This window comes from Methylacidiphilum caldifontis (assembly GCF_017310505.1).
In the GTDB taxonomy this organism is placed as follows: Bacteria; Verrucomicrobiota; Verrucomicrobiia; order Methylacidiphilales; family Methylacidiphilaceae; genus Methylacidiphilum; species Methylacidiphilum caldifontis.
The window spans coordinates 2,006,361-2,031,487 of record NZ_CP065957.1 but is presented as its reverse complement, the minus strand read 5'-3'; the positions used below and the strand labels follow the sequence as shown (position 1 = coordinate 2,031,487).

18 protein-coding genes are annotated in these 25,127 nt (G+C 38.2%); 11 read left to right on the top strand and 7 right to left on the bottom strand.

Annotation, left to right across the window (positions count from 1 at the left end; translation table 11 throughout):
* Window positions 1-232: 232 nt before the first annotated feature.
* The 6 genes from IT6_RS09420 to IT6_RS09395 all read right to left on the bottom strand — a co-directional run bounded on the left by IT6_RS09420 (window position 233) and on the right by IT6_RS09395 (window position 7,101).
* The gene (locus IT6_RS09420; RefSeq protein ID WP_242524209.1) at window positions 233-859 is read right to left on the bottom strand and encodes a hypothetical protein; all 627 of its coding nucleotides are present in this window, start codon (window positions 857-859) and stop codon (window positions 233-235) included.
* Window positions 860-1,025: 166 nt separating this feature from the next.
* Window positions 1,026-3,473, bottom strand: coding sequence for a phosphoenolpyruvate synthase (gene ppsA, locus IT6_RS09415; protein ID WP_206826272.1), 2,448 nt, complete (start codon window positions 3,471-3,473; stop codon window positions 1,026-1,028).
* Between the two features lie 16 nt (window positions 3,474-3,489).
* The gene (locus IT6_RS09410) at window positions 3,490-4,008 is read right to left on the bottom strand and encodes a hypothetical protein (protein WP_206826270.1); all 519 of its coding nucleotides are present in this window, start codon (window positions 4,006-4,008) and stop codon (window positions 3,490-3,492) included.
* A gap of 110 nt (window positions 4,009-4,118) precedes the next feature.
* A complete protein-coding gene (gene amoB, locus IT6_RS09405) occupies window positions 4,119-5,360 on the bottom strand; it encodes a bacterial ammonia monooxygenase, subunit AmoB (RefSeq protein ID WP_206826268.1) in 1,242 nt (413 codons plus the stop codon).
* Window positions 5,361-5,397: 37 nt separating this feature from the next.
* Window positions 5,398-6,147: a methane monooxygenase/ammonia monooxygenase subunit A gene (locus IT6_RS09400; protein WP_134439084.1), complete on the bottom strand. Its 750-nt coding sequence runs from the start codon at window positions 6,145-6,147 to the stop codon at window positions 5,398-5,400.
* A 90-nt stretch (window positions 6,148-6,237) separates the two neighbouring features.
* Window positions 6,238-7,101 (bottom strand): methane monooxygenase/ammonia monooxygenase subunit C, encoded by an 864-nt coding sequence (locus IT6_RS09395; RefSeq protein ID WP_134439085.1) that lies wholly within the window; start codon window positions 7,099-7,101, stop codon window positions 6,238-6,240.
* Between the two features lie 297 nt (window positions 7,102-7,398).
* Between IT6_RS09395 and IT6_RS09390 the strand changes: the two genes are divergently transcribed.
* The 7 genes from IT6_RS09390 to IT6_RS09360 all read left to right on the top strand — a co-directional run bounded on the left by IT6_RS09390 (window position 7,399) and on the right by IT6_RS09360 (window position 16,248).
* Window positions 7,399-7,797 (top strand): VOC family protein, encoded by a 399-nt coding sequence (locus tag IT6_RS09390; RefSeq protein ID WP_134439086.1) that lies wholly within the window; start codon window positions 7,399-7,401, stop codon window positions 7,795-7,797.
* Window positions 7,798-7,939: 142 nt separating this feature from the next.
* Entirely contained in the window at window positions 7,940-8,404 is a 465-nt protein-coding gene (locus IT6_RS09385) for a gluconate 2-dehydrogenase subunit 3 family protein (protein ID WP_242524208.1), read from the top strand.
* A gap of 40 nt (window positions 8,405-8,444) precedes the next feature.
* Window positions 8,445-10,025 carry a GMC family oxidoreductase gene (locus IT6_RS09380; protein ID WP_206826267.1) on the top strand — a complete coding sequence of 527 codons (1,581 nt, stop codon included), beginning with the start codon at window positions 8,445-8,447 and terminating at the stop codon, window positions 10,023-10,025.
* Between the two features lie 31 nt (window positions 10,026-10,056).
* Window positions 10,057-11,448, top strand: coding sequence for an FAD-binding oxidoreductase (locus IT6_RS09375; RefSeq protein WP_206826265.1), 1,392 nt, complete (start codon window positions 10,057-10,059; stop codon window positions 11,446-11,448).
* 8 nt (window positions 11,449-11,456) lie between these two features.
* Complete coding sequence (locus tag IT6_RS09370) at window positions 11,457-12,818, top strand: (Fe-S)-binding protein (RefSeq protein ID WP_206826256.1); 1,362 nt, start codon at window positions 11,457-11,459, stop codon at window positions 12,816-12,818.
* 441 nt (window positions 12,819-13,259) lie between these two features.
* Window positions 13,260-15,479 carry a TonB-dependent receptor gene (locus IT6_RS09365; RefSeq protein WP_242524207.1) on the top strand — a complete coding sequence of 740 codons (2,220 nt, stop codon included), beginning with the start codon at window positions 13,260-13,262 and terminating at the stop codon, window positions 15,477-15,479.
* Between the two features lie 481 nt (window positions 15,480-15,960).
* Window positions 15,961-16,248: a DUF1640 domain-containing protein gene (locus tag IT6_RS09360; RefSeq protein ID WP_134439092.1), complete on the top strand. Its 288-nt coding sequence runs from the start codon at window positions 15,961-15,963 to the stop codon at window positions 16,246-16,248.
* A 49-nt stretch (window positions 16,249-16,297) separates the two neighbouring features.
* On the opposite strand, the gene IT6_RS09355 is transcribed toward IT6_RS09360, so the two are convergent.
* Window positions 16,298-18,184 (bottom strand): heavy metal translocating P-type ATPase, encoded by a 1,887-nt coding sequence (locus IT6_RS09355; protein ID WP_206826254.1) that lies wholly within the window; start codon window positions 18,182-18,184, stop codon window positions 16,298-16,300.
* Window positions 18,185-18,523: 339 nt separating this feature from the next.
* Here IT6_RS09355 and IT6_RS09350 point away from each other — a divergent pair, with 339 nt between their 5' ends.
* The 4 genes from IT6_RS09350 (at window position 18,524) to IT6_RS09335 (ending at window position 25,091) form a co-directional block, all read left to right on the top strand.
* Window positions 18,524-19,618, top strand: coding sequence for a methylthioribose kinase (locus IT6_RS09350; RefSeq protein ID WP_206826252.1), 1,095 nt, complete (start codon window positions 18,524-18,526; stop codon window positions 19,616-19,618).
* A gap of 332 nt (window positions 19,619-19,950) precedes the next feature.
* Window positions 19,951-20,463, top strand: a complete 513-nt coding sequence (locus IT6_RS09345; RefSeq protein ID WP_206826250.1) for a hypothetical protein — start codon at window positions 19,951-19,953, stop codon at window positions 20,461-20,463.
* A gap of 322 nt (window positions 20,464-20,785) precedes the next feature.
* Window positions 20,786-21,547, top strand: coding sequence for a hypothetical protein (locus IT6_RS09340; RefSeq protein ID WP_206826248.1), 762 nt, complete (start codon window positions 20,786-20,788; stop codon window positions 21,545-21,547).
* Window positions 21,534-25,091 carry an FtsK/SpoIIIE domain-containing protein gene (locus tag IT6_RS09335; protein WP_206826246.1) on the top strand — a complete coding sequence of 1,186 codons (3,558 nt, stop codon included), beginning with the start codon at window positions 21,534-21,536 and terminating at the stop codon, window positions 25,089-25,091. The genes IT6_RS09340 and IT6_RS09335 overlap by 14 nt, the downstream gene beginning before the upstream one ends.
* Window positions 25,092-25,127 lie beyond the last annotated feature (36 nt).

The window sequence follows — 25,127 nt, the reverse complement described above, 5'->3', positions numbered from 1 at the left end:
TACGTCCTACTTTGTTGGCCCTAAGTGCTTTGTCTGCCTAAATTTTGCTCAAAATTATAAGGAAGATCGGCTAGAACTTGCCATTTTCGAGTTTAAGTGATGTGATAGATTTTTTAATCGTTGATGCGTTCTTTCCCGAGTTTTTATGATTGAAAACATAAACCCTATATTTAATCCCCAGCACTGGTTTGATTTCCAGCGCTGGGGTGGGGATGGGAGATAAGAAAATAGTTTAAAACATAAATCCTATATTTGCTGTAAGTAGCGGCTCATATACTTGATTAAGATTAAAAGCATTAATACCTGCTTTGCTATTATGATACCCATTGAGATTCTGATCAAAGAGCCAAAATAGTGTAGCTCCCGTAAACCAATGTTTATCAATCAAATAATTAAACCCAAGAACCGGGGAATACCAACTGCCCCAAACACTACCTAGATATGCATTACTGCTTTCTAGACTCAACACGACTCCTCCACCAGCCACTCCTATGTAGGGAACAAACTTTCCCGTAACATATCCAACAATAGCGGACAGTCCTAAAAATCCCCCAATGGCAGAATTATTATCCATTTTTTGTAATCCTTGAACATAGGACAAACTTTGGTTCCCTAAAAACGCCCCCACGAATGCGATACCAAATGTCAGATGTTTCCATCGGGATGGATCATACCAAAGAACTCCTACTTCGACGGCGGGAACATAGGAATAGTTTTTTGCAAAATCTGTCGTCATTCCATTTAATGTGGATGATCCAGAATAGGGAAAGGCAGGGCCAAAACCACCTAGAACAAAAAGATGATAAGGCTTTGGCTTGTTGATTTCATTATTTTCCAAAAGTTGCTTCCTATGTTCCACATATGATTTTTGCTGGTTTTCATCTTCTCTTATGTCAGATATATTACTATTTGATTCAGCGTGAAGTACTGATTTGTATAATATTAAAACTGATATAATACTCAAAACATAACTTACTTTATGTTTTAGACTTAAATGTCGTTTTTTTGATTTCATTATATACCTCCTATGTTTTTTCTATATTTTTTTCTATTTCCGAAACTTTTAAAAGTGTTGTGTATACAGAATTAGGATTAACAGATATGCTGTTTATGCCTTCTTTGATAATAAACTCTAGGAAATCCGGGTAATTACTAGGCGCTTCCCCACAAATACCAATTTTCTTTTTTTTCTCTTTCGCAACCTGAATCACAGAAGCGATCATTCTCCTAACTGCCTCGTTACGCTCATCATAGAGGGAAGAAATAATTTCAGAATCCCTATCAACACCGAGAACAAATTGAGTCAAATCGTTGGATCCTATAGAAAAGCCATCAAATATTTCACAAAATGCCTCGGCTAAAATGACATTACTGGGCACCTCGCACATCATGTATATTTCAAGGCCATTTTCTCCTTTTCTGAGTCCATTTTTGGCCAACTCTTCAATAACTTTTTTCCCTTCTTCTACGGTCCTCACAAACGGGATCATCACTTTAATATTGATGAGCCCAAAGGATTCCCTGGCCTTTTTAATGGCCATACATTCCAGGGCAAAACCTTGACGATAATAAGGATGATAGTAGCGTGAAGCACCTCGAAACCCGATCATTGGATTTCTTTCAACGGGCTCAAAGTCCACTCCTCCCAACAAATTGGCATACTCATTAGATTTAAAATCACTAAGCCTGACAATGACATCCTTCGGGTAAAAGGCTGCAGCGATCATCCCGATGCCTTCGGCAAGCTTTTCTACGAAGTAATCTGTTTTTTGGGGATAATGCTGGGTTAATTGACGTATTTTTGTTTTTTCTGTTCCTTCCCTTAGCTTTTCAAAATTAACCAAAGCCATAGGATGGACCTTGACGTAATTGGTCAGGAGAAATTCCTCACGAGCAAGACCAACCCCGTCGTTGGGAAGGAAAGAAAAATCAAAGGCTTCTTGAGGATTTCCAATATTAATTAAGATTTTTGTCTTAGTGGATGGGATTTCTACGAGGTTAATCTTTTCGATCGTATAGGGGATTTCTCCCTCGTAGACCTTACCGATTTCTCCTTCAGCACAACAAACCGTAACAACCATTCCATCTCTTAATACTTTTGTTGCAGTTTCGGTCCCAACGACCGCTGGAACACCCAGTTCTCTACTGACAATAGCCGCATGGCAGGTTCTTCCACCCCTATCGGTAACAATCGCTGCCGCTTTCTTAAGGATTGGTTCCCAGTCTGGATCGGTTTTTTCAACAACAAGAACTTCTCCAGGCTGAAACTGATCAAGTTGTTGTAAATCTTTGATAACTCTAACTTTTCCCTGCGATATTTTTTCACCTATCGCTTTACCCTCAACAAGGAGAGACCCCTGTCTTTTTATTTGAAAGATTTCGATTGTTTTTTTGGATTTGTCTCTATGAACAGTTTCCGGCCTAGCTTGAAGGATAAATAGTTTGTCACTTAACCCATCTTTTGCCCATTCTATATCCATGGGGGTATAGCGGCCATTTCTACGAGTGTAATGTTCTTCTATGAGACATGCCCATTGACTAAGAAGAAGAATTTCATTGTCTGATAATACGTATTTATTTCTATCATCTTCGGGAACAGAAACATTTTTTACATAAACATTGTTTAAAACATTTTCACTCTGTACATCATAGATAAGCTTAATATCTTTACTTCCTATTCTTTTTTGTATAATGGGCTTATATCCCTTCATCAGCGTGGGCTTGAATACATAATACTCATCAGGATTAACAATACCTTGTACAATGCTTTCTCCCAGCCCATACGAAGCACTAATCAATACAATCTTTTTAAACCCAGATTTAGGATCAATAGTAAACATTACACCCGAACATGCTAGATCAGATCTTACCATTCTCTGGATACCCACCGACATGGATATGTTATCATTTTCATATCCCATTTCCTTCCTGTACAATATTGCTCTTTCTGTATAAAGGGATGCATAACAATGCTTTATCGCATTAAACAAAGGATCGACTCCCTTTATATTCAAGTAGGTATCGAGCTGACCGGCAAAACTGGCTAAAGGAAGATCTTCAATATTAGCACTGGAACGAACTGCTACGTCAACCTCGTCGACTTCTGCATCCTTAGATAGATATTTATAGGCAGTTATGACTTCTTTTTTATATTTATATGGAATCTTAGAATTAATAATGAGGTTCCTGATGTATTGGCTATTTTCTTTTATGCTAGATAAATCTGAATAATTTATTTGTCTTATTTTGTTATTAATTTCATCACGAATGTTGTTAAAATTTATAAATTGTTCATAGGCTAACGAAGTAATGGCAAATCCATTAGGAATGTTGATACCGAATGGAGATAGCTCTTTCATCATCTCACCCAGAGATGCATTTTTCCCGCCCACTATAGCAATGTCTTCTATAGTAATCTGGTTAAACCATAACACATAATCCGTACTGTTACACACCTCACCTTTTATACTCATAACTATACTCCATTGTTTATTCGTTATACTTATAACTATTCTGAACCATTCTCCATAAAGCACCAATAAATATGCATATAGCTATAGTTATAAATAATACATATATTACTTTATAGCTTATCTGCAATAAAACATGATCATTTTCTATTTGGAAAGGAAAACTAAAATTAACATATCTTTCATTAACAAAGATACCTAACTTATTTAATTTTTCTATTATATCGTTATCACAAAATATATTTATTGTAGATACATAAGACCCAGGATTCAGATATACCCTTTTCCATATGACACCATTTACAGGGGTTTCGCACCAAGAGTATATCTGTCTCCCGGGTTCTTTTTTGTATGATATACCTATGTTTATTTTATGATTTTCAAGTATGTTTCCTATCCCAATGATGTCATACACCAATGACACCATTCCGCTGTGCGGGCTCTTATTGCAATAATCGTTTATAAAGCAGGATTTTATATCTAACATGTTATATTCTGAATATATAGTAAAATGAGCTGCAAAATAATTATTTTCCACAAAACCACATTTTACTATGTTTTCACCTCTTAACAGATCGCAACAACATATAGCTATAGACAACAGTGTTATATATCCATATTTATATAGTCTTTTCATGGATTGGTGTATTATTGAAACACTGGAACAATAAACTGATCAGCTATAGCAATAATATTTCTATGGCCTTGAGTATCCCCAAAAAAGAGCAGTCCACCAAATCGAGAAGCCGACTCCTTGTAAATGGTAGACAGCCTTTCAACTTCCCAAGCTGCTCCCTGAGCTTTAATGTGCAATTGCTTGGTTTCACCCGGCAAAATGGGGTCATTTGGGGTTATTTGAAGATCTCCTCCATTGACTTCCGGTGAATCTGCAGGCCATTGATTGTCGGGAGCTGCTGGATTCAAAAAGGCTACATTTGCTGTTTGAAACCGTCTTAAATATACCTTATCTGTTCCCTTATTGGTGACTACTAAATCAAAATCTAGACTTCTCTGCTGGACATTATAGGTTGCTTTATTGACCTTAGCTTCCACATACGTCGGTTCCTGGGGTAAGGGATCAATCCTTACAAATGTTTTTTGTAAAGGAACGACTATAGGAAATTGTTTGGAGGCAATAAAAGCACCACCAAAAACAAGGACGATAACAAGACCAAGAAACAATAACCCAAGCTTTTGATCTTGCTTAGTAACCAGTTCATCTTCTTTTTCTAAGTAAGCCAATCCAAGCCTTGGGGCTGTGGGTTTTAAAATAAGCCAATAATAAAGCCACCCAATACCTAACAAAACCCACAGAAAAGACCAACCCATGGCCCTACTCAATCCATAGTTCTCTAAGTTAACGCTTTGACCCGTCAACGTTTGTACGGTGTTAGTATATGGAGTTGAAGAGGGATCGATGGTAACCTTGATGGAAGGACCTACAATTGGCCCGATATCTTTAATATTCATGGTTACCCCCACGGGCCAGGTTCCTGGCTGTCGGGCAGTTAACACTTCCTTGAAATCATAGGTATCCCCAAGCTTTATAATCATGCTTGAAAACACCGGCTGGCCATTGACCACGGTTTCTTTTCGAACTAGCCTTGGCCCAGGTTCAAAAAAATTGATATAACCAATACCCGAAAATCCAAGTTCATGTGGCCATATGGGCAATATCATGACTTTTCCCGTGACCACGAGATCTTCGCCCACTTTCAGATGATTCGATGAAAACCGAACATCATAAAATTGAGCCGTTCGCATTCTTAGAATTGCTTCCTGTGCCCTTTCGCCTATTCCGGAAGCAAAAAGAGAGTTAGAAGCAATTGTTGCTAGCATTAGACTAAAAGCCAAAACAATTGGAATGATGAACCAATTTTTTATTTTCATGATGATAACCTTCCCTGATTTTTTTCTTATGAATCTGTTAGATTTTCTTCACCCAACGATTTCTTGTGCACTGATCTCCAATCCACCAGAAAATCGCATAAATGAAGATACCGACAACCCCACTGAAAAATATGGCTGGCCCTAAAGCTCCTCCTTCAAAAGTACGCAGTGTACCGCTTTCGATCATTCTTAAATATTCAGGAATAGCGGAGCGCACGTAAGAAAAGCCGATATAATCTGCAAGACTTAATGTTTGGCCTAAAGCTTCTATAGGTTGGTGAAAGGGGGCAATCATGACCCAGTTAGCCGGATAAAAAGTCAAGGCAAAAGCATAGGCACCAAATAGATAAGTCAAGAGAAGCTTCCTTGATAAAAGAAGGACGCAATCGGCAGCAATCGCACAAGGAATAACCGTCTCCGGGAACAATTCATTCATTGGATAACCGAACCATCCCCACCAATTGACATACCTTTCAAACCACTGCCAAAGATTGATTCCTACAGCACACAAGGTCATCCCTACGGGAAGCCTAGCTTTAATCCAACATGCTGCCTGAACACTGACCAACATTAACATGTAGGAAATCACCCCTAGAATTGGAAAATACCGACGATCTTTCCAATCTATCCAGAAGCTCCAGTCTCCCTCTAGAAGAGACTGAGAAGCAAATGTTCCTACAGTTACAGTCATTCCAATAATTACCCACGCTACAAATTGAATCCTTTTCCCAACCGCTAATCCTTCCTTTTGCAGTTCAGGGGAAGTTCTTATCGTCTGTGTTTGCATTTTTCTCCTTTTCGTAACTGGGAAGGGAGAGCCTTATTCTCCCCCTTCCCATTGTTTATATGGTGACCGGGATAATATTCCTCTTAATCATTACATACCAGGAAGGGTATGTACGGGATTTGTAGCTTCCTCTGGATTCTCCATCGCCTCAGCAGCCGACATGCAATTTTCACCAAAATAGGTTGCCTTCAAGACAGCCGCTATTCTTGGAAACATGTCAAATCCATTGCCTAAAAACCACACGGCCGCCCACGCAAAAGGCACAAAGGTCCAATGCAAAGGAGCCGCAAACCATTCTTCTAAAATCCAAGCACTGTGTCCCCATTCATTTTCCCCAATTAAAGGAATAAACATGATTGGCCAAGCTACTTCCATGACCAAAGGAAGCAACCATTTTTTACCCATTACAGGGAGCCTTGTTCTTGTAAGCATCAAGCCGGCAACCCCAAAATTAATAAAAATGGGCCAACTCAGATAAAAATTAAAAATGTGACTCGGAGTAAACTCCGTGTCTCTGATCATGGATGAATGCCATACCCCATCCTGCTCAACAAAAAATACAGCCCAAACCAAGCACCACGCATAGACTCCCAGAGTCAATAACCAGTTGGAATACCACCTCTTCAACTCCTCAGCTGGGCTAAGTTGTTCCAAATGCCTATCCCTATATACATACCAGATCCAACCCCATGTCAGGGTCCATATGATTACATTCATTATGGTTATACCCCAGAATAGGTTCATCCAATAAGTCTGGAAGTCCTGCGAGGTATAATCTATGCCCTTGGTGATTGCAAAGGCTCTTTGATAAAGCATACAAGCTCCATAAAAGAGCGATATCAGTATGCAATAAATATAGAATCTCCAATTATTGAAGTATTCCTTTTTAGGTATCTGTTCAGCAATAGCTGATAGATCTATTGCTCCTACAGTTGCTGCTCTTTCATTAGCCATACTAAACCTCCTTAATTTTTTAATTTTGTTTTTTACTGCATATGTAATTTATGCATACTCCTTCGAGCAAAATGCGTGCCAAAAATAAATGATTTTTTATTCTTTGTAGATCAGTCACTTATTGGATAGCCGCCTAATAAAACTTATAATATTTTCATGTACCGTTGCATAATGCATCATAGTACATAGCCAAATGCATCATCTGCATCATTATCATGGAAGTAGCTCTTTCCATTCCTAGCTATAATGATAAATGGCACATTTCCTGCTCGATATCTGACAAAAGAAGGAGGATCAATGATTGAACGTTTTCTACATGTAAGATATCGAGTCTCAAATTTGGAAAAAGCTATTTATTATTTTGTTAATTTTCTTGGCCTTCAAGAAGTGGGTAGGATAGTTTCACCAAGAGGTTCTAAATTGGTTTTTCTCAAAGCTCCTGAAAGTGAATGTCTCCTTGAACTTTGTGAATTTCCAGATAGTGGAAAAGTCATTGTTCCACCCGATTTAACTCATCTTGCTTTCTCAGTTAAAGATCTCGAAGAGGCACGCATAAAATGTAACAAGATGGGATGGCCGTTTACAGATAGCGTACAAAGAGCAGAAAATGGCCTTTTATTTACATTCATTGATGCCCCTGATGGTTATGAAATCGAACTTATTCAAGAAGATCAAAAAGATAATAAAAAGGAATAATAGTATCCCTTGAAATATTCTTTTATATATGAAAACCATTTCACGTAGAAAATTCTTTTTCTATTTTTTTGGGGCTTTCTTCTTTATAGGAAAAAGCGAACAGTTATTTAGCTCAAGTTGTTGTAGCCCAAAGAACTCTTTTTTGGCGACTTCACCACTGGTTGAAAACGGTTTTCAAAATGGATTTCTTAGTGATCTTCAACAAAAAAACCTCAGACAATTTATAGCACTGGTTGTTCCTCATCAGGGAGAAGCCTTTGAAAAGGCTAGGAACAACACCTTTGATTCCCTTCTTCATTCATGGTCAAAAGACGCAGATGTGAAGAAACAAGAGAAACTAAAAGCTTACCTCGATTTGCTTCAACGGTATGCTCAAAAAACATCAAGAAAAGATTTCTATTCTCTTTCTTCTTCTGAAGGGACGGAGATTATCCAACAAACTGAATCCCAAAAGATTTTCCAAGATCTTCTCAATCAGATTCTTTCTGTTTTCTACAATAATCATGGAGTATGGGCTGCAATTGGATATCCTGGACCCTCTATGAATGATAATGGGAAGTATCTTGGAGGGTATGTTAACAAAGGATTCGACCAACTGAGCTGGTAAAACAGACCAAACGAAAACATTCTACAAAGAGATTGGAGTTATGGGTGTTCTCTCTTCAAATGAAACAGTTGATGTGTGTGTAATAGGAACAGGAGCCGGTGGCGGCAATCTGATCAGAGAGCTCTGCCTTCAAGGAGTCAAAGTCACTGCTCTTGAGGCTGGCCCGCGGCTTGTCCCTGAAAAAGATTTTGAAAATGATGAATGGGCCATGTTTTTGAAAACAGCATGGTTAGATCCTCGAGAAACTCAAGGAAAAGATATAACAGGACTTGCTACCTGGACATGTAAAACTGTTGGAGGAACAACCCTCCATTGGGCAGGAGCATCATTACGGATTCAACCATGGGAGTTTAAAGTCAAATCGATCTATGGTGATATTCCCCAAGCCAACCTTGTGGATTGGCCAATCCGCCTTGAAGAACTCTTGCCTTACTACGAAAAGGCTGAAAAAGTCCTTGGAGTTTCTGGTCGCATCATGCCTTTTCAACCTGGAAACACCAATTTTCTGGTTATGAAAAAAGGAGCTGAAAAACTTGGAATTAAGGCGACAGCTGGCTTTATGGCCATTAATAGCCTGCCTTACGATGGGCGACCTCCTTGTGACCAATGTGGTTTTTGTTTCCAGGGCTGTACCATTAAAGCGAAATGGAATGTTCTCTACGAAGCCATTCCTAAAGCGGAGCAAACGGGAAACTTGGATTTAAGACCGCAATGTCAAGCCATTCGGATAGAAACAGATTCCAGCAAAAGAGCAAACAAAGTCATTTATGCGGATGCTCAAGGAAAACTTCATCAAATCAAGGCAAAAGTTATCTGTGTAGCTTGCAACAGCATTGAAACGGCAAGACTCTTGCTCAATTCTGAATCTTCACAATTCCCTCATGGGTTAGCCAATGGTAGCGGCATGGTGGGTAAAAATTACATGCGCCATTTAACTGCTTCTTCTTATGCCCTATTTCCTAATCCTGTCCATGCTTATAAAGGCATAACCATGATGGGACTTATCGATGAGTTTGCAAAAAATGAACCTAAAAGAGGATTTGTGGGTGGATTTCATCTCGAAACCATAATGCTAGGACCCGCATTTCTATCGGTTTTTATTAGACCAGGACCCGCTACCTCCACTTCCCAGGCAAAAGCTTTATGGGGCAAACCACTCCAGAACTTGATGGATAACTACACCCATGTCGCTGGCATGTGGATAGTTGGAGAGGATCTTCCTCAGCTCTCAAACGGGGTGACTTTGCACAAAGAAAAAAAAGATCGATTTGGTATGCCCATCCCGGTTATTACCTTTAATGATCATCCTAACGATAAGCGCATGCGCGAATTTGGTTGGAAAAAAGCAAGGGAAATCTATGAAGCTGCAGGAGCCATAGAAGTCTACGATACCCCACCCTATCCTGCCACTCACAATCTAGGAACATGTCGCATGGGAAATGATCCGGAAACTTCGGTCACCAATTCTTATGGCCAATGCCATGAAGTAAAAAACCTTTTCATTTCTGATGGGAGTGTCTTTCCTACGGGGGCTTGTGAAAATCCTACACTGACCATATCCGCTCTGGCTATCCGTCAAGCTGAATATATTATAAAGGAAATGAAAGCTTTACGGCTTTGAATAATGGCCCTTTAAAGGCTAAGTTATAAATATGGTAAGCAAAGAACCTACAGATGAGGCTCTAAGGAGCTTGATCGATCATTTTCCTAAAAGCTCCCTACTCATCTCTAAAGAAGATCTTATTCCCTATAGCTTTGATGCCACGGCCACCTTTTATCAGCCACCCCTTGCTGTATTATTCCCTTCTTCTATCGCAGATATCCAATGGATTTTGCAATGGGCCAAAGCCAATCATGCTTGTATCCTTCCTAGGGGTTCTGGAACAAGCTTGAGTGGAGCGGTCGTCCCTCAAAAAAACTCCATTGTTCTCTCTATGGCCAAGTGGAATAAAATTTTGGAAATAGATCGCAACAATTTAACTATTTTGGTTGAACCCGGTGTCACGACTCAATCTGTGCAGGAAGAAGCCGATAAACTTTCTTTGTTTTATCCTCCAGATCCAGGATCTTATAAAATTTCAACCATCGGGGGTAATGTTGGCCATAATTCGGGTGGAATCAGAGGTCTAAAGTATGGGGTGACAAGAAATTATGTTCTTGGTCTAGAAGTCATTTTGCCAACCGGGCAGCTCCTATGGTTGGGCAACAAATGCATGAAAGACTCCGCAGGCTACTCCTTGAAAGATCTTTTTATCGGTTCTGAAGGGACACTTGGCATTGTCAGCAAGGTATTGCTCCGTTTAATTCCAAAGCCACAAGAAAGACAGGTTATTTTAGCTTCTTTCTCTACCTTGGAAGCAGCGGCTGAAGCCACCTCCGCAATCATCAATGCAGCATTAATCCCTAGTGCCTTGGAGTTTCTTGATCGCAAAACCATCGATTGCATTGAACAATACAATCCCGCTGGTTTTCCTAAAGAAAGTGAAGCGGTATTGCTCATTGAATCCGATGGTCATCCTCAAGCTGTCCGTGACGAAATCGTTTGCATACTTAAAGTTCTCCAGCTTTATAATCCATTGGACATCAAAATCGCTGAAGAACCTAAAGATCAAGAGCAACTGTGGAAGGCACGAAAAGTTGCATTCTCAGCCCTCGCTAGAAAAGCTCCTACCGTTCTTTTAGAAGATATTACGGTTCCAAGAAGTGCGCTTGCTGAAATGATCCGTAAAATCCAACAAATCTCAAGCCAATATGGAGTCGAAATAGCCGTTTATGCACACATGGGCGATGGCAATCTGCATCCTGTTTTTTTAGCCGATGAGCAAAACGAAGATTTAATGGAAAAAGTCTACAGGGCTATGAAAGAGATCTTTCTTTATGCCATAAAACTGGGAGGAACGATCACTGGAGAACATGGTGTGGGTTTAGCTAAAAAAGAATTCCTAGCTTATCAATATAACAAGGAAGAGTTCCAACTGCTTAAAAGCATAAAAAAAATCCTCGACCCCGATAATCTTTTAAATCCGGGGAAAATTTTTGATTGATCATCTGAATGAACAACTTAAATTCCAGATTTTCACTTCTGTCTCTTGATCCAACAATCATTCAAAAATGCATTCATTGTGGAATGTGTCTTCCAAGCTGTCCAACATATCAAGAAACAAAGATAGAACGCAATAGCCCCAGGGGAAGGATTTCTCTCATGAGGGCCATCGCTGAAAAAAGAATGGATCTGACTGAATTATTTGCTCATGAACTTTATTTCTGCCTTGGCTGCCTTGCTTGCCAGACAGCTTGTCCCGTAGGGGTTGATTACAAAACCTTATTTGAAGCCTCAAGACAAGACATTGAAAAATCTCAAATTTTAAACAATCCCTTAAGGCAAATAGCAAGAACTGCACTGATCCGATTTCTCTTCCGCTCATCCTTCAGATTGAGAACCTTTGGCAAAATGCTTCGAGTTTATCAAAGCATCGGGCTAGATCGGTTGGTCCCATACTTACCCTTTATTCCAGCCAAATTAAAAGATATGATGGCTCAACTACCCCCTATAGCCTCACACTTTTCTTCTGAACTTATTCAGCCCCGAGAAACTCCCTTCCATACAAAGGTTCGATGGAAAGTCGGACTTCTGACAGGTTGTGTCCAAGACCTGGTCTATTCGAAAATTAACAGGGATACCGTAGATGTCCTGCTTTACAATGGTTGCGAAGTGATCTGTCCGCCACATCAGGGTTGTTGTGGCTCACTTCATGCCCACAACGGGGAGCTGAAAACAGCCCAACTGCTAGCTCAAAAATTAATGGATGCTTTCCCTTTAAATGAACTGGACGCTCTGATAACAAATGCTGCTGGGTGTGGATCTCATCTAAAACATTTCTCAAATCTCTTCCCTCCAGGAACCCCTTGGAGAAAGAAAGCCGAAGAATGGGATAAAAAAGTATTCGATATCCATGAATGGCTTGTAAAGATAGGCTTTTCCAAGCCTAAATTAACAGATACTTCTCAACCTCAACCCGTAGTTACCTATCATGATGCTTGTCATCTTTGTCATGGGCAAAAGATAAAGAATGAACCTAGAATCATACTTAACTCCTTGCCATTTATCCGCTTTGTGGAACTGGAAGAGTCCGATCACTGTTGCGGTAGTGCGGGCATATATAACATTTTACAACCTGAGATGGCACATAAACTACTCAATAAAAAAATAGCAAAAATTAAACAAACAGCTGCCTCCATACTCTGTACAGCCAACCCAGGTTGTCTTCTCTTCATAGAAAAAGGCTTAAAAAAACAGCAGTTAAACATCCAGACAGTCCATCCAATTTCCCTTCTTGCCCAATGGTATAAGATGGCAAACCCAGGAGAACCAACCCCTCAAAAAAATCAGGAAAAATTAGCCATTCCTAAATAAACAATGGCATTCATTAGCTTGGTTATTGCCTTTCAAAAGATTTTTTTCATCTTCTTTTTCTATCCTCCATTCTTTTTTCTTGCTAAAAAATCTTACGCTCATGCACAACACCGACTAAAAGCATAAGTCTTTGCTTCTTGTTCGATTGAGCTTCATGAAAGCTTATTAGTCCCAAACACCTTCATCCGTTCATTTATCCAAAATCTGAACCGGTTTTGTTTTAAGGATTAGAACTCTAGTATTTCTACTTTCCTTTGCCAGTTCATGATCTAAAAGAGCAAAAAGGAACAAAAAATTGAGCAATAGAGGATTAGAAAATAATCTCGACTAACTCTATTGTGTTGATCGATGGTAAAATCCTTCTTTTCATTAAAAAAGAATTTTTTTTCCCCTCCCTTTTACTTGTGCTTTAAGGCTATTCTGTTGATTTGGGGATTCTTTTTGTCACCCATTGAATGCAAGACCGAGCCTCTAGATTCTTATCCTGTTACAAGCCTTCCAGAAGTCACAGTTGAAGAATCCAGAGTAGAATCCATCCTTCAAACCGAGCAATCTATCAGTTCTGTTTATGGAACAGACTACAACATCATGGACACACCAAGAACAGTGACTCCAATAAATCAAACGCTCATGAAATCAGCAGCAATTGGTTCTCAAGGTTGGCCTGATCCCTTGAGTATCACCATGGCAACTCCCGCAGCCCAGTTTGATGCTTCTGAACTTTACGAAATGTCTTCTCCTATCATTCGGGGGAAACCTGGTTTGACCTTCATCAACGGTATTGAACAAAACGTCAACAACGATGGTTTTTTCAACCCACCTTGGAATTTTAACATGGTAGAAAATTTTGATCTTGTCGAAGGGCCTCCAGGAGCTATTTTCGGCGCCACACAGCCATCCAATGGTTATGTCAATTACATCACAAAACAAACCTATTTCGATAAATTCAGAGGAAACGTTTGGGACACGACCGGCATGTATGAAAACTATATGTGGGGAGCCGATATAGGCGGACCAATCGAAAAAGGAAAACTTGCTTACAGGGCAAGTTATATGGGCATCAATAATAGGCTCTATTATCAGTATGTCCGCAACGAGCAGCAAAACTTCTATTTCGCTCTTGGTTACAGGCCAACAGAAAACTATCAAATTGATTTTTATTCGGATTTTGGCACCGCTGATTACACGCCCATAGAACTTTTGCTTAACAGGCCCACGCAATCCCTAATCAATAACGGTCTTTATCTTACTGGATTTCTTCCTCCTTCCGAGGTTACTGCTGGAACCGAAAATAATCCCCCGGCTAACACCTATTTAAAATCAGAATTGCCTATAAGTCGAAGAGCTACCGTAAAATATCCAGCTGACATTGGGCAGGCTACATTTGCAATGAGTCAGGTCATTCAACGGATACATGTAAGCGACAATTTGGACATAGTCAATAACACTTTCTTCTGGTACCAAGACCAAACCGCCATCCGTTTTGAAACTTACGAAGCCAATGTTTTTAAGGGTGATTACGAAATCGACAACCGAACCGAAATCAGAACCAATTTCGACTCAGATTTCAAAAATACTAAACTTACCCATTTTATCGATTCAGGTTTTGAGTTTCGTTTTCAACGTACTCTCGACTATCAATCCGAGGTATATCTAGGCAATAGCTGGGATGCCCTCACAGAAAACCCTCAATTATTTAACTTTCTTTTGTCGAACAACTTTGCCAACTTTGGTCTCTATCCTATACCGGGTTCTCCCGCAGGAGGTTTTTTTATTCCCCTCAATGACGAAACTAACCAAACTCAATTCTTTCGGCTTTCTCCTTTTTATCAACACCAACTGGAACTCATAGAAAAAAAGATCACCTTTTTTATCGGAACAAGACTAGATAGTTATTTTGTACACTCGCAAACTCCTCCAGGCACACCAACTTTTTTGTTCCAATCATTGAATACCAAGCAACTGAATCCTCTTGTCAATGCCGCTATTATTTATAGACCGACTTCCTGGACAAGTCTTTATTTTAATTACAACTGGCAATATACTACCAATGCTTCAGGTGGAGGCGGATATTCTCCCATTTTTCCAGCCACCGCTTTTCATCTCCTCAACCAACTCATCGAAGGTGGAGTCAAACTCAATCTTCTTCGGGACAAATGTTATTTTGCAATATCGGGTTTTTCAGAAGACACTTTTTTGGGAAATATTGAATTTCCTTCAACCCCAGCTTCTTTTCAAGGTCTAGAGGCAAATATAACTTTTCAACCTGACAGACATTTCTGGATAAGAATGGGCTATCTTCTTGAGCAAGGAGTAGAAGATTGGAGTGGTTTTCCAGAAGGACCGGAAATGGCACAAACTTATTCCACTAATTTTGCAAAAATCTATGGGCTTCCTCTCAACAACAATGGGACTTTTCCCCCTGAAAAATACGCTTTGATCGGATGGCCAGATCAAGTTTTTAGTGGGATGATGACCTATAAATTTGATTCTGGATTAGGCCTAACCATTGGAGCTCTTGTTCTGTCAGATCAATATCTTGGATATGACTACCGGACAAGGATTCCCTTACAATTTGTTATGAATAGTTCGATTTTCTATTCTAGTCCGAAGTGGGAAACACGATTTAACATTTTCAATTTTACAAACCAAAAATATTAGCTCCCCGCAGGGGTAGGCATGTCACCAACCAGAGAGTTGGATTATACCTCAATTGTTCCAGGTCTACCATTTTGGGTCCAGGGAACTGTTGTATACAAATTTTAAAACATACTTTTTTGATTGCCCTAATACATTCTCTCTTCGAGGCAAGAGCAAAAAAAGTTGAATAGTCTTGTTCAATGGACTGACAAACAGTCAAGGAAAGAGATTAAGGAAAAGATAAAAGCAATAGAGTAAAAAAGAATAAGAACTGCTCAAACTAAAATTGATTTCTTGAAAATATTTGGGCTCATAAAGTTTTAAAATAAAAAGCGAAGTCGACTAAAAAGAACAACGAGATTACCACCGATCAAACCTTCTTTTATAAGGCTTGATTGACTGCCTAAAAAACAACAAGCCAAAATATAGAAAGCTAAATAAAATTTTAAAAAAAGATTGCTGGCTATATTCTTGCATTAACAAAAAAAAGGAGAATAAAGCAATGGCCTCTACATTTGATCCCCTGAAATTGTCCAAGCGTCTGGAAGAAGCAGGACTTAGTCAAAGACAAGCTGAAATGATCTCTTTAGCGCTCGCTGAAGAGTTGGTTAAAGAAAACGAAAGAATCAGTTCCTTTCATCCCGTAGATCGAGTTGAGATACAATTAGCTCTTCGAATAGACAAATTAGATGCTAAAATTGAAGCGCTGGATAGACGGCTTACTCGCTATTTTGAGTTCCTCTTCGCAGGACTGCTGCTTTTAGGTATTATTTTAAAAATACATCTTTAAAGCACCCCGAAAAATTCGTTCTAATAATAAAAAGATCGGTAGTTAATATTTAAAAATCTTTTAGTATTCTAGGTGGAAAAGCAGCTCGAAGCGCATTAACAATTGAAATCGTATCGATGACTTCTTGAAAAATGGCTCCTTCAACTGGAGCCAATCCTCCTAGCGCTGCTATCCCCATGCCAATAAAGCTTAGTACCATACCGCCAAGGGCACTCTGCAAGGCTATAAGCCTCATTCTTCTTCCTATATGAAGAAATTCATCAACCTTTTTCAACGTGTTTTCCATCACCACAATCTTTGCAGCCTCAGCCGTCACATCGCTATTCAATCCTACAGCGATTCCTACGGTTGCTGCCATCATGGCCGGCGCATCATTTATACCATCCCCCACAAATAACGTTTTTGCTTTCTGGGTTTCTGCTCTGACAATTTCCACTTTTCGTTCCGGGCTACACTGGGCATAAATGGTTGATACGCCAACCTGTCGAGCCAGGTAACGGACTTCAGATTCTCGGTCACCGGAAACAATGAGCACTTTTTTAAAACCATGCTTAGATGATAGATGGACAATAAAGGGTTTGCTCTCTTCCCTTGGAGCATCCCGGAATCGAAAGGTCGCTGCATAAATTTCATCAATCAATACAATACATTCCAATCCTCCTTGTTCTTCAGGTATCTGCTCTAATCCCTTGGTGTGTGGCGGAAGCTTCGACCGCGACGTGATCCTTACGCTCCTTTTGCCAAATTGGCCATAAAGGCCTTGACCAGGAGGTTCACAAACAACAGAAAGCTCCTTCCAATCGATTTTCTTTTCTTTAGCTTTCTGTAGCACTGCGGCTGCCAATGGATGTTTGGAATACCGCTCAAGACTTGCAGCTAGATCAAAAACAAACCGCGGTTCAAAAAGGCTAGAATAGTATTCTTCTAGCAGTTTTGGTTTACCATAAGTTAATGTACCTGTCTTATCGAAGATCGCCGTTTTGCATTTTTCAACCAGTTCGAGTGCTTGACCATCTTTCACAATAATCGATCGACGTGCACATAAGGATATGGAGCCAATGATAGCCACTGGAATCGCTAAAAGAAGTGGGCAAGGGGTTGCAATGACCATGACCGAGAGAAATCGAATAGGTTGACCAGAAACTATCCCTGCCACGATAGCTATGAAAATGGCCAAGGGAGTGTAATAAGCCCCAATCTGTTCAGCCAGTCGCCTAATTCGGGGTTTTTCTTCTTCAGTTTTTCTGATGACAGCCATGATTTTTGCATACCTTGAATCTTCAGGTTTTTTGAGAACGCGTATGCTAATGGCTTCATTTCCATTGATGGCTCCAGAAAGAACTGTGGATCCCACCGCTTTTGAAATCATGAAAGGCTCACCAGTCAAATAACTTTCGTCCATAACCGTTTTGCCTTCAATAACAATGCCATCGGCGGGACAGATTTCATGGGGATAAATGATAAGTTCCATGCCTTCTTTTACTTCTTTCAAATCGATGTCTTTGAATGCCACATCGAGTTTTTGATGAGCAACCGTAGGCATTCTTCGAGCAAGGGCCTGTAACACGGCAGATGCATGACCTATAGCAAATCGTTCTAACAGCTGCCCTCCGCTCAGCATCAAAATCACTATTACCCCTGCAAGATATTCTCCAAGAAGTAAAGAGCTAACGATCGAGATTCCAGCCAGTAGATCTGAGCCAAATTCAAGACGGAACAATTTAATCCCTAACTCTATGATGAGCGGGATTCCACCGATACCATAGCTAAAAAACAAAGGAAGGTTAGGAAAAATGGGATCAAGCTTAAGGACATAATGCAGTAACAAATAAACGATGATCGATAGAAAAGAGCTAATCGCTATAAGCTCATTTCTTATCTCAAGTAATGTTCTTTTTTTTGTTCTGTCGGTTTTTTGAGCTTTATCCAAAAACATGACGAAGGTCGGTTTTGCAACCTATCCTTTGGTATGATGACTGATTATGAGTCTCGCATTGTACGAAATCTTTTTCCAAAATTTTATAGTTTGTTTCCTTTGTTGTTCTTTAAAACATAATCAAATATGACCAATGAATAATGGTCTTCTCATTTGATTTCTAGGCCTTATGTTTCCATTTCCTGCTAAGAACTGCTTGATTCCCAAAAGATTTTTAATTTCGAGCACTGGCGTATAACCATCATATTTTCACAAACTCTATACATAAAAAAGATTTCAATAGCCTGGAATAAAGTGGGTTGATAAGTCCTTTCATCTTATAGGGAAGCATAGGGATTTATGATTTTCTCTCCACTTGTTTCAAATCAAAAGAATAAAAGGGTTCCAAAGGATATTCATGATTGGGAAAAAAACTTTCCGGATCTGTTTTTTTTAGAAGAACAGCTTCCCAAGATTGAAACTTACTTAAAAACGATCCGTTTTTTGGATCCTACTGAAACAATCCTATCCCTAAGGACATGTCCAACGACCTGTATAGACAAATCAATCAGAGTGACGACATCACAACGAACTTTCATTTTAAAACAATCTAGGCCTTGGATCGAATGTTGTCCCTCTAGCCGGGCTCCTTTGAGTCGCATATTTAAAGAAGCTGAATTTTATATGATCTGTTCCAAGGACTTCTTTCTCAAAAGTTATGTTCCATCACTCCTTTTCGTGGATAATTCAAACTACCTTCTTATTTTATCAGATATTGGGGAGAAAAATCTTTCGGCAGTATGTGAAGATGAGCCCTTTTCCATTGAAGAGCTAGATTTGCTTCTGGAGTTTTTATCCTATCTTCACCATGCCTTTTACAAAAAAAAGTTGATTGTGAGATTCGAAAATCAGGCGATGCGAAAATATCACTGGAGAAATCTTTTCGTTACCCCAATGAAACCTAGAAAAACGGCTCTAAATTCCAAAAATGACGAACCGATCTATGGGCTTAAACGGAAGTTTCTTGCAGACTGGAAGTTTTATTCAGCGATGAAACATGCCGCTTTTCAGTATTTAGATCAAGGACCGACTCTTATTCATGGTAACTTTTTGCCTAGTTCATGGATCCGAACGGAAACCGGAGTTGGTATTGTCAATTTCGAATCAATGATCTGTGGAAGAGCAGAAATCGACTTGGGTTTGCTATTAGCTCATCTTCTACTATTAGGTTTAACTGAACATTTTTTACATGCTTTAAATCATTATAAGCAATTAATGGTATTTGACATTGATTTTGCTTTTAGAATCGCAGGAGCCGAAATTTTTAGACAAGTTACGAATCCTGAAGGAACTTACAAATCCCTTTCAGCACAACTGAAGGAAAATCTCCTTTGGACAAGCTACAAATTACTAAATGAAAGAAAGAGCCCTTACTCCATTCCTATATGTTGCTAAATGATATTGGATTAGGAGAAAAATGTCCAAAGTAGCAGTCACAACTGAAAGTGAATATCGCTACGGGAAAAAACCTATTGAATATTGGGAAAATCGATGTCTTAGCTCATTGGACTAGACTGAATTTCCTGTAAATAAATCTATGGGATCCTTAGAAACGTTGGCCTATGACTAATGTTGTACACAGCTCCAAGACTTCCCTTATGATCTTCTCTCCATTCCCGATAAAACCTCTTTTTCTCTTCACTTGAATGGACAGTGTCTCGTTGGGGATGAAGTTATAGTAAAGCCCTTGCTTTTTAATTTTACTTAACCATGTTAAGCTATAAAAAATGGATCTTGTCGAACCAATAACCCTTATTATTCCTTCTCATGGAGGTTTTCCCAACAGTCACTTACCTGTTCTTCTTTATCAAGCCGTGATAAAAAATCTTGAAGGCAATCCAAGTTTGGTCGAAGAGCTTTTTTACTCAAATGATTGGAAAGGTCCTTGGGTTAATGGCATATATTCCTTTGATCACTTTCATTCAACAACTCATGAAGTCCTGGCAGTAATAGATGGACACGCTAAGGTACGACTGGGAGGTCCTATTGGAAAAACGATAGAAATCGGTGTTGGTGACGTCGTCATTCTTCCAGCGGGATTTTCCCATGCACGTATGTGGTCAAATCAAAGTTTTACGGTTGTGGGTGCTTATCCAGAAGGCAGATCTTGGGATCTTCGACGAGGCGATCCAAAAGAATTGCCTATTGTGTTAAGTAATTTGCAACAAGTTCCATTACCAAAAGCTGATCCCATTTATGGTTTGAATGGCCCTTTAGTTAAAATTTGGAGCCAACAATAAATTAAGCCTTTTTGACTTATACGTTAGGATTCCAAAATTTTAATTGGTTACTCGTTTTCTTACCTGCTGTTCCAACGATTTCTCAATAAAGTTCTTACTGCTTATAGTTACACGACTAACTTTCTTAACAATTTTACAAATCGCATCCATAAGATCTTTGATCTTTTCAACTGTCTCCCACATATATCCTTCGTAAAGACTCTTTCAATGGTCAAAGATCCATCCAAAAATCATCCAAAACTTTAGTTTATATCAAATGTAAAATATATTGTTGACTTCTTAAGAATTAATTGTTTTAAAATGAATCTTTGGGGTTGAGTCAATGGGAAAGATTACAAAACAAGAGGCAAAAAAATCGTTAACGGGGAAAGACCGACTACTCCAGCTTTTGGCTAGAGCAAAAGAAAAGGGTCGTACACTTAGCCAGCTTCTCTCAAAGAAGAATAAAAAAGAAGATCAAAAAGCACTTCTTGAGCTTGTCCAGGAAAACAAAGTCGTTGAGCTTTCCAAAAGGTATTATGCACCTGGATATGCCCCTAATATCGAAACGGTCGCCGATCGAATAGAAAAGACCTTACATTCCATTTTCACTACAGCTGAAAAGCCGATTGAATACAAGCCCATTTCAAAAGCTCAACTTCAAAAAAAATGCTCAAATTGTCCTGAAATTCTTTTTGAGGAAGCATTAGATTGTTTAATTGCCGATCGGATTATCATTCCCCTAAGAATAGGCAAAATTCGGTACTATTTGCCAATGGCTCTTTTTAAAGCTAATGAAAAAGATGGTCCCCCTTTAACCTCCATAGATCCAAAAAAAATATATGATGCTTATATCCAATTACGAAAGGAGCAGGTTTATACTAACTTTTCTCATGTTTCAATTGCCTCCCTACAAAGTAAAACGGGCATTGATCTCAATCTGCTTCATCGCTTGCTTCTCGAACAGAGCAAAAAGGGATTTGCCCATCTTTTTGAAGGCGATTGGGCTTTAGCACCTAAAGAAGAAAAAGAGGCAGCTTTGCACTTTCAAGGCAAACGTTTTTTAAGAGTGAAACTTGAACAACCAAATAATGAACCCCTTTGAGCAACAAATTGTTACAGATCCAAGAGTCCTTCCTGATAATCCTCTCCCAGGATTGAATGAGAAGCCTTTAAAATTTCTTCTCAATAAATTTGATGAGCTTTGTAAAGAACGGAAACTCCCCAAAGCCTATTTATTATCTTCGCCTAATGCAGGTTATGGTAAAACCTTTCTAATTGGAAGATTATTTAAGGAACTCAAAGGCAAAGGAACCCTAATTTATATTAGACCAATTGCTGATCCTTATCGATTTTGGCAAGGAATCTTTGACCGTATTCTTGACGAACTTTGTCAGCCTGAAGAATTTGTAATGCTAAACTCTAATCGTTCTTATACACAATTTGAGATTTTTACAAGTAGAGTTATTGGCAATCTTTTGGCTGACCTTATTGAGTTTGGCTTAATTGATTTTCTAGAATTCGTCTTAAAGGGACTTGTAAAAGGGATCTCTGATAAAGTCAAAGTGGTTGAGGCTTTAAGAAATACTCCAAATGATAATATCAATTTTTCAAATCCTTCTAAAGAGTGGATTCAATGGATGCAATTAAATTGGTGGAAATCAATAGATCGTTGTGTTGAACATGCTTTGTATGAAAGAGGCATTAGGGCTGGAATGCTTTATGATCTAATTCCTCTCTTATGGGTCTTTTTTTGGTATTCTGCAAATCCTGAATTTAGCAAAAGGGAATTATGCATAGAATGGTTAAGGGGTGGTACACTAGATGAAGCAGATGGTGAAAAAATAAGTCTGCCCAAAAAATACCTTAATCCTTTAAGATATTATTCTGCTGAATATTCTGCTGAAACTCAAAATGATTTATGTGAAAATCGAGTCATTCAATTTTGCAATCTAGCTGCCTTTACTCGTCCTTTTGTTTTTTGTTTTGATCAAACCGAACGTTATGGTGAATCTGAACAATTGTGTCAAAAACTTGGTTCAGTTGTAAGCACTCTTGTTAACGAATGCAATAATCATCTGACAATCATTACTGCTAATTCCTACGACTGGGCACAAAAATTTAAAAATTACCTGCAAAAAGCTGATCTTGATCGAATTTCTTACGAAAAAGAATTAGAACTTGAAGGAATAAATTTAGATCAGGCTCACGCTCTTGTTAAGCAAAGGTTAAGTAAATATCCAATTGAAGAAAAAAAGGCAAAAGAACTTTATCAAGATCTCCCCTTGAATTTTTCAGACCAAACAAAAGTTGGGATTAGGACTTTCCTTGAATGGGCAAAACAAAAAATTGATAATAATGGACCTCCATCGCTAGAAGAGATTTTTAACGAAGAAAAAAAGAAAATCCTTTCAGGACCTGTTACTTTTGATGCTAATCTTTTTCGTGAGGCTATAAGAGCTAGTCTAATAGGAAGAGGAGAAAAATTTCAACAAATAAAGGATGATTATTATGCTCTGTGCTGGCAGAACGAACAATATAAAACTGTTATATATTTTGGCTTAGAAAAAAGTAATAATTGGAACCGGTGGCTAGCGATTACCAAGAAAACAGTAGATCTATCTACTCATCAGGATAAAAATTATCGTTTTTTAGGAGTATTCCTTAGAACGCCCGAATTAAAAGAAATTCCAGGAAAAACTTGGAAAATTAAAGAAGAAATCAATAAAGCTCTATCTGGTCCATTACGTATAGTAAATCTTGATAAAGAAGAAACGGCCACTTTCTATGCTTTGTCCTTGCTCTATCACAAGGCTTTTTCTGGAGATATACGTTATTCGAAAGAAGAAGTCGAAAAATTGAGTAGTGAGAAGCTTTCCTCGTGGCTTGATTCCTTAATAAAATTAATAAAAAAAAATGGAAATGGTAATAATGGATCAGAACCTAATGGCGAAATTACCTTATCTGTAAGCGAAATTATAAAAAGAATAGTTGAAAATGAAACAACTGGACTTGGATCACAGCAAAATCCATTACTTGGAAAATATTTTCATCAAATTGTTGCTGCTTTTAGTAAAGAAGTTAAGGAACAAAATGGTCCTGTTGAGCTAAATAAATGGCTAAAGAGGATCGAGGAATTAAAGAAAAGTATCGTAAAGGAGAGTCTAAAAGAAAAAGATTTTTTAAAAACGGCTTTACAAGAGTTTTGTCAGGGTTTAGCTGAGCAATTAAACCACTATTCAAATAAACTCGATCATCTTTTTTGGAAAATAGAAGAAGATATAAAGGCTATATATACCAAAAAAGATAAAACAAAAATAAAAATTGTTGGACGAATAGATCGATTAAGTAAAACAGAAGATAATATAATCGAATTAGTTGATTATAAAATAGGAAATAATCAAGCATCATCATTTCCAACTAGAATAGACAAACTTCAAGTTGCTCTTTATTACTGGATATTAAAGCAATCTAATTATATACCAAAACGAATATTATTAGAATACTATACGCCTCAAAGAAAAGTTTTTACAATTGGAAAAAATGAGCTAGAAAATTTTTTTCCTTCTGAAATCGAACCTGTTCTTGATCCTTTAAATCCCACCATCAATGACACTGAAAAATATAAAAATAAATTGAATGAATTTTTCTCTACAAATAATATTAAAGCCATAGTTAGCTCATGGAAGATTTCACCTCGCTTTATTCGATTTCTTATCACCAAAGATGTTACAGAAAAATTAGTTCGTATTAGAAATAGAGAAAAAGACATTCAGGTGCATTTGGGGATTAACTCTCCTCCATTAATAGGTATATATAATGAATATGTAAGTATTGATATTCCTAAAGCTCAGACAGATTATGTGCTTTGGAGAGAGGCATTAGATCATTTAAAAGGAAATCTTGCATATCCTATTGGGAAGACGATTGCTTTGAAAGACTCTGAATGGATAATTGGGGATTTTACAAACAATAATTATTCTCATCTGCTTGTTGCAGGAACAACTGGAAGCGGAAAGAGTCAATTCTTAAAATCACTTATGGCAACCATTCTTTATAAATATAGAACAAAAGCTAAAATTTTTTTAATTGATTTTAAAGGAACAGATTTTGGTCCACTTGAAAGTATAAATGATCATAAGGAAGCACAAAATTTATTGAATCTCGCTGTCAAAGAAATGGACAAGCGCTATAATCAGCTAAAAAGAGAAAATTTTAAAGATCTTAACAGCCGATTTTGTAGTGGAAGAGAAGACATTCCTTATTGGATAATTGTTATTGATGAATTCTCAGATATGATTTCAGGACTCCAAAGTAGAAGTAAATCTAAAAGTGAGATTGAAAGTTGTATTCAAAGAATTGCACAAAAAGGGAGATCTGCTGGCATTCATATTATTATTTCCACACAAAGCCCTAGGAAAGAAGTTGTTTCAGGACTAATCAAAGGTAACCTAACTGGAATAATCTGTTTTAGAGTCAATAATGGCACTGAATCTTATCTTATTCTTAATGATATTGGAGCAAAGAATCTTCTTGGCAATGGAGACCTGCTTTGTAATTTTGGTCAACAAGGCCTTTTAAGGGCTCAATCACCCATAATCACTGATAAAGAATGGGAAAAGGTTATTTTAGGTGATATGAGTATATAATAGCAAAACTATTAGCTAATAATAGTCACTCAATCG

Excerpts from the sequence above, each read along its gene's own strand:
- ppsA (WP_206826272.1), bottom strand. The coding sequence starts at position 3,473 with ATGAGTATAAAAGGTGAGGTGTGTAACAGTACGGATTATGTGTTATGG.
- amoB (WP_206826268.1), bottom strand. The coding sequence starts at position 5,360 with ATGAAAATAAAAAATTGGTTCATCATTCCAATTGTTTTGGCTTTTAGT.
- IT6_RS09400 (WP_134439084.1), bottom strand. The coding sequence starts at position 6,147 with ATGCAAACACAGACGATAAGAACTTCCCCTGAACTGCAAAAGGAAGGA.
- IT6_RS09395 (WP_134439085.1), bottom strand. The coding sequence starts at position 7,101 with ATGGCTAATGAAAGAGCAGCAACTGTAGGAGCAATAGATCTATCAGCT.
- IT6_RS09390 (WP_134439086.1), top strand. The coding sequence starts at position 7,399 with ATGATTGAACGTTTTCTACATGTAAGATATCGAGTCTCAAATTTGGAA.
- IT6_RS09380 (WP_206826267.1), top strand. The coding sequence starts at position 8,445 with ATGGGTGTTCTCTCTTCAAATGAAACAGTTGATGTGTGTGTAATAGGA.
- IT6_RS09375 (WP_206826265.1), top strand. The coding sequence starts at position 10,057 with ATGGTAAGCAAAGAACCTACAGATGAGGCTCTAAGGAGCTTGATCGAT.
- IT6_RS09370 (WP_206826256.1), top strand. The coding sequence starts at position 11,457 with ATGAACAACTTAAATTCCAGATTTTCACTTCTGTCTCTTGATCCAACA.
- IT6_RS09360 (WP_134439092.1), top strand. The coding sequence starts at position 15,961 with ATGGCCTCTACATTTGATCCCCTGAAATTGTCCAAGCGTCTGGAAGAA.
- IT6_RS09355 (WP_206826254.1), bottom strand. The coding sequence starts at position 18,184 with ATGTTTTTGGATAAAGCTCAAAAAACCGACAGAACAAAAAAAAGAACA.
- IT6_RS09350 (WP_206826252.1), top strand. The coding sequence starts at position 18,524 with ATGATTTTCTCTCCACTTGTTTCAAATCAAAAGAATAAAAGGGTTCCA.
- IT6_RS09345 (WP_206826250.1), top strand. The coding sequence starts at position 19,951 with ATGGATCTTGTCGAACCAATAACCCTTATTATTCCTTCTCATGGAGGT.
- IT6_RS09340 (WP_206826248.1), top strand. The coding sequence starts at position 20,786 with ATGGGAAAGATTACAAAACAAGAGGCAAAAAAATCGTTAACGGGGAAA.
- IT6_RS09335 (WP_206826246.1), top strand. The coding sequence starts at position 21,534 with ATGAACCCCTTTGAGCAACAAATTGTTACAGATCCAAGAGTCCTTCCT.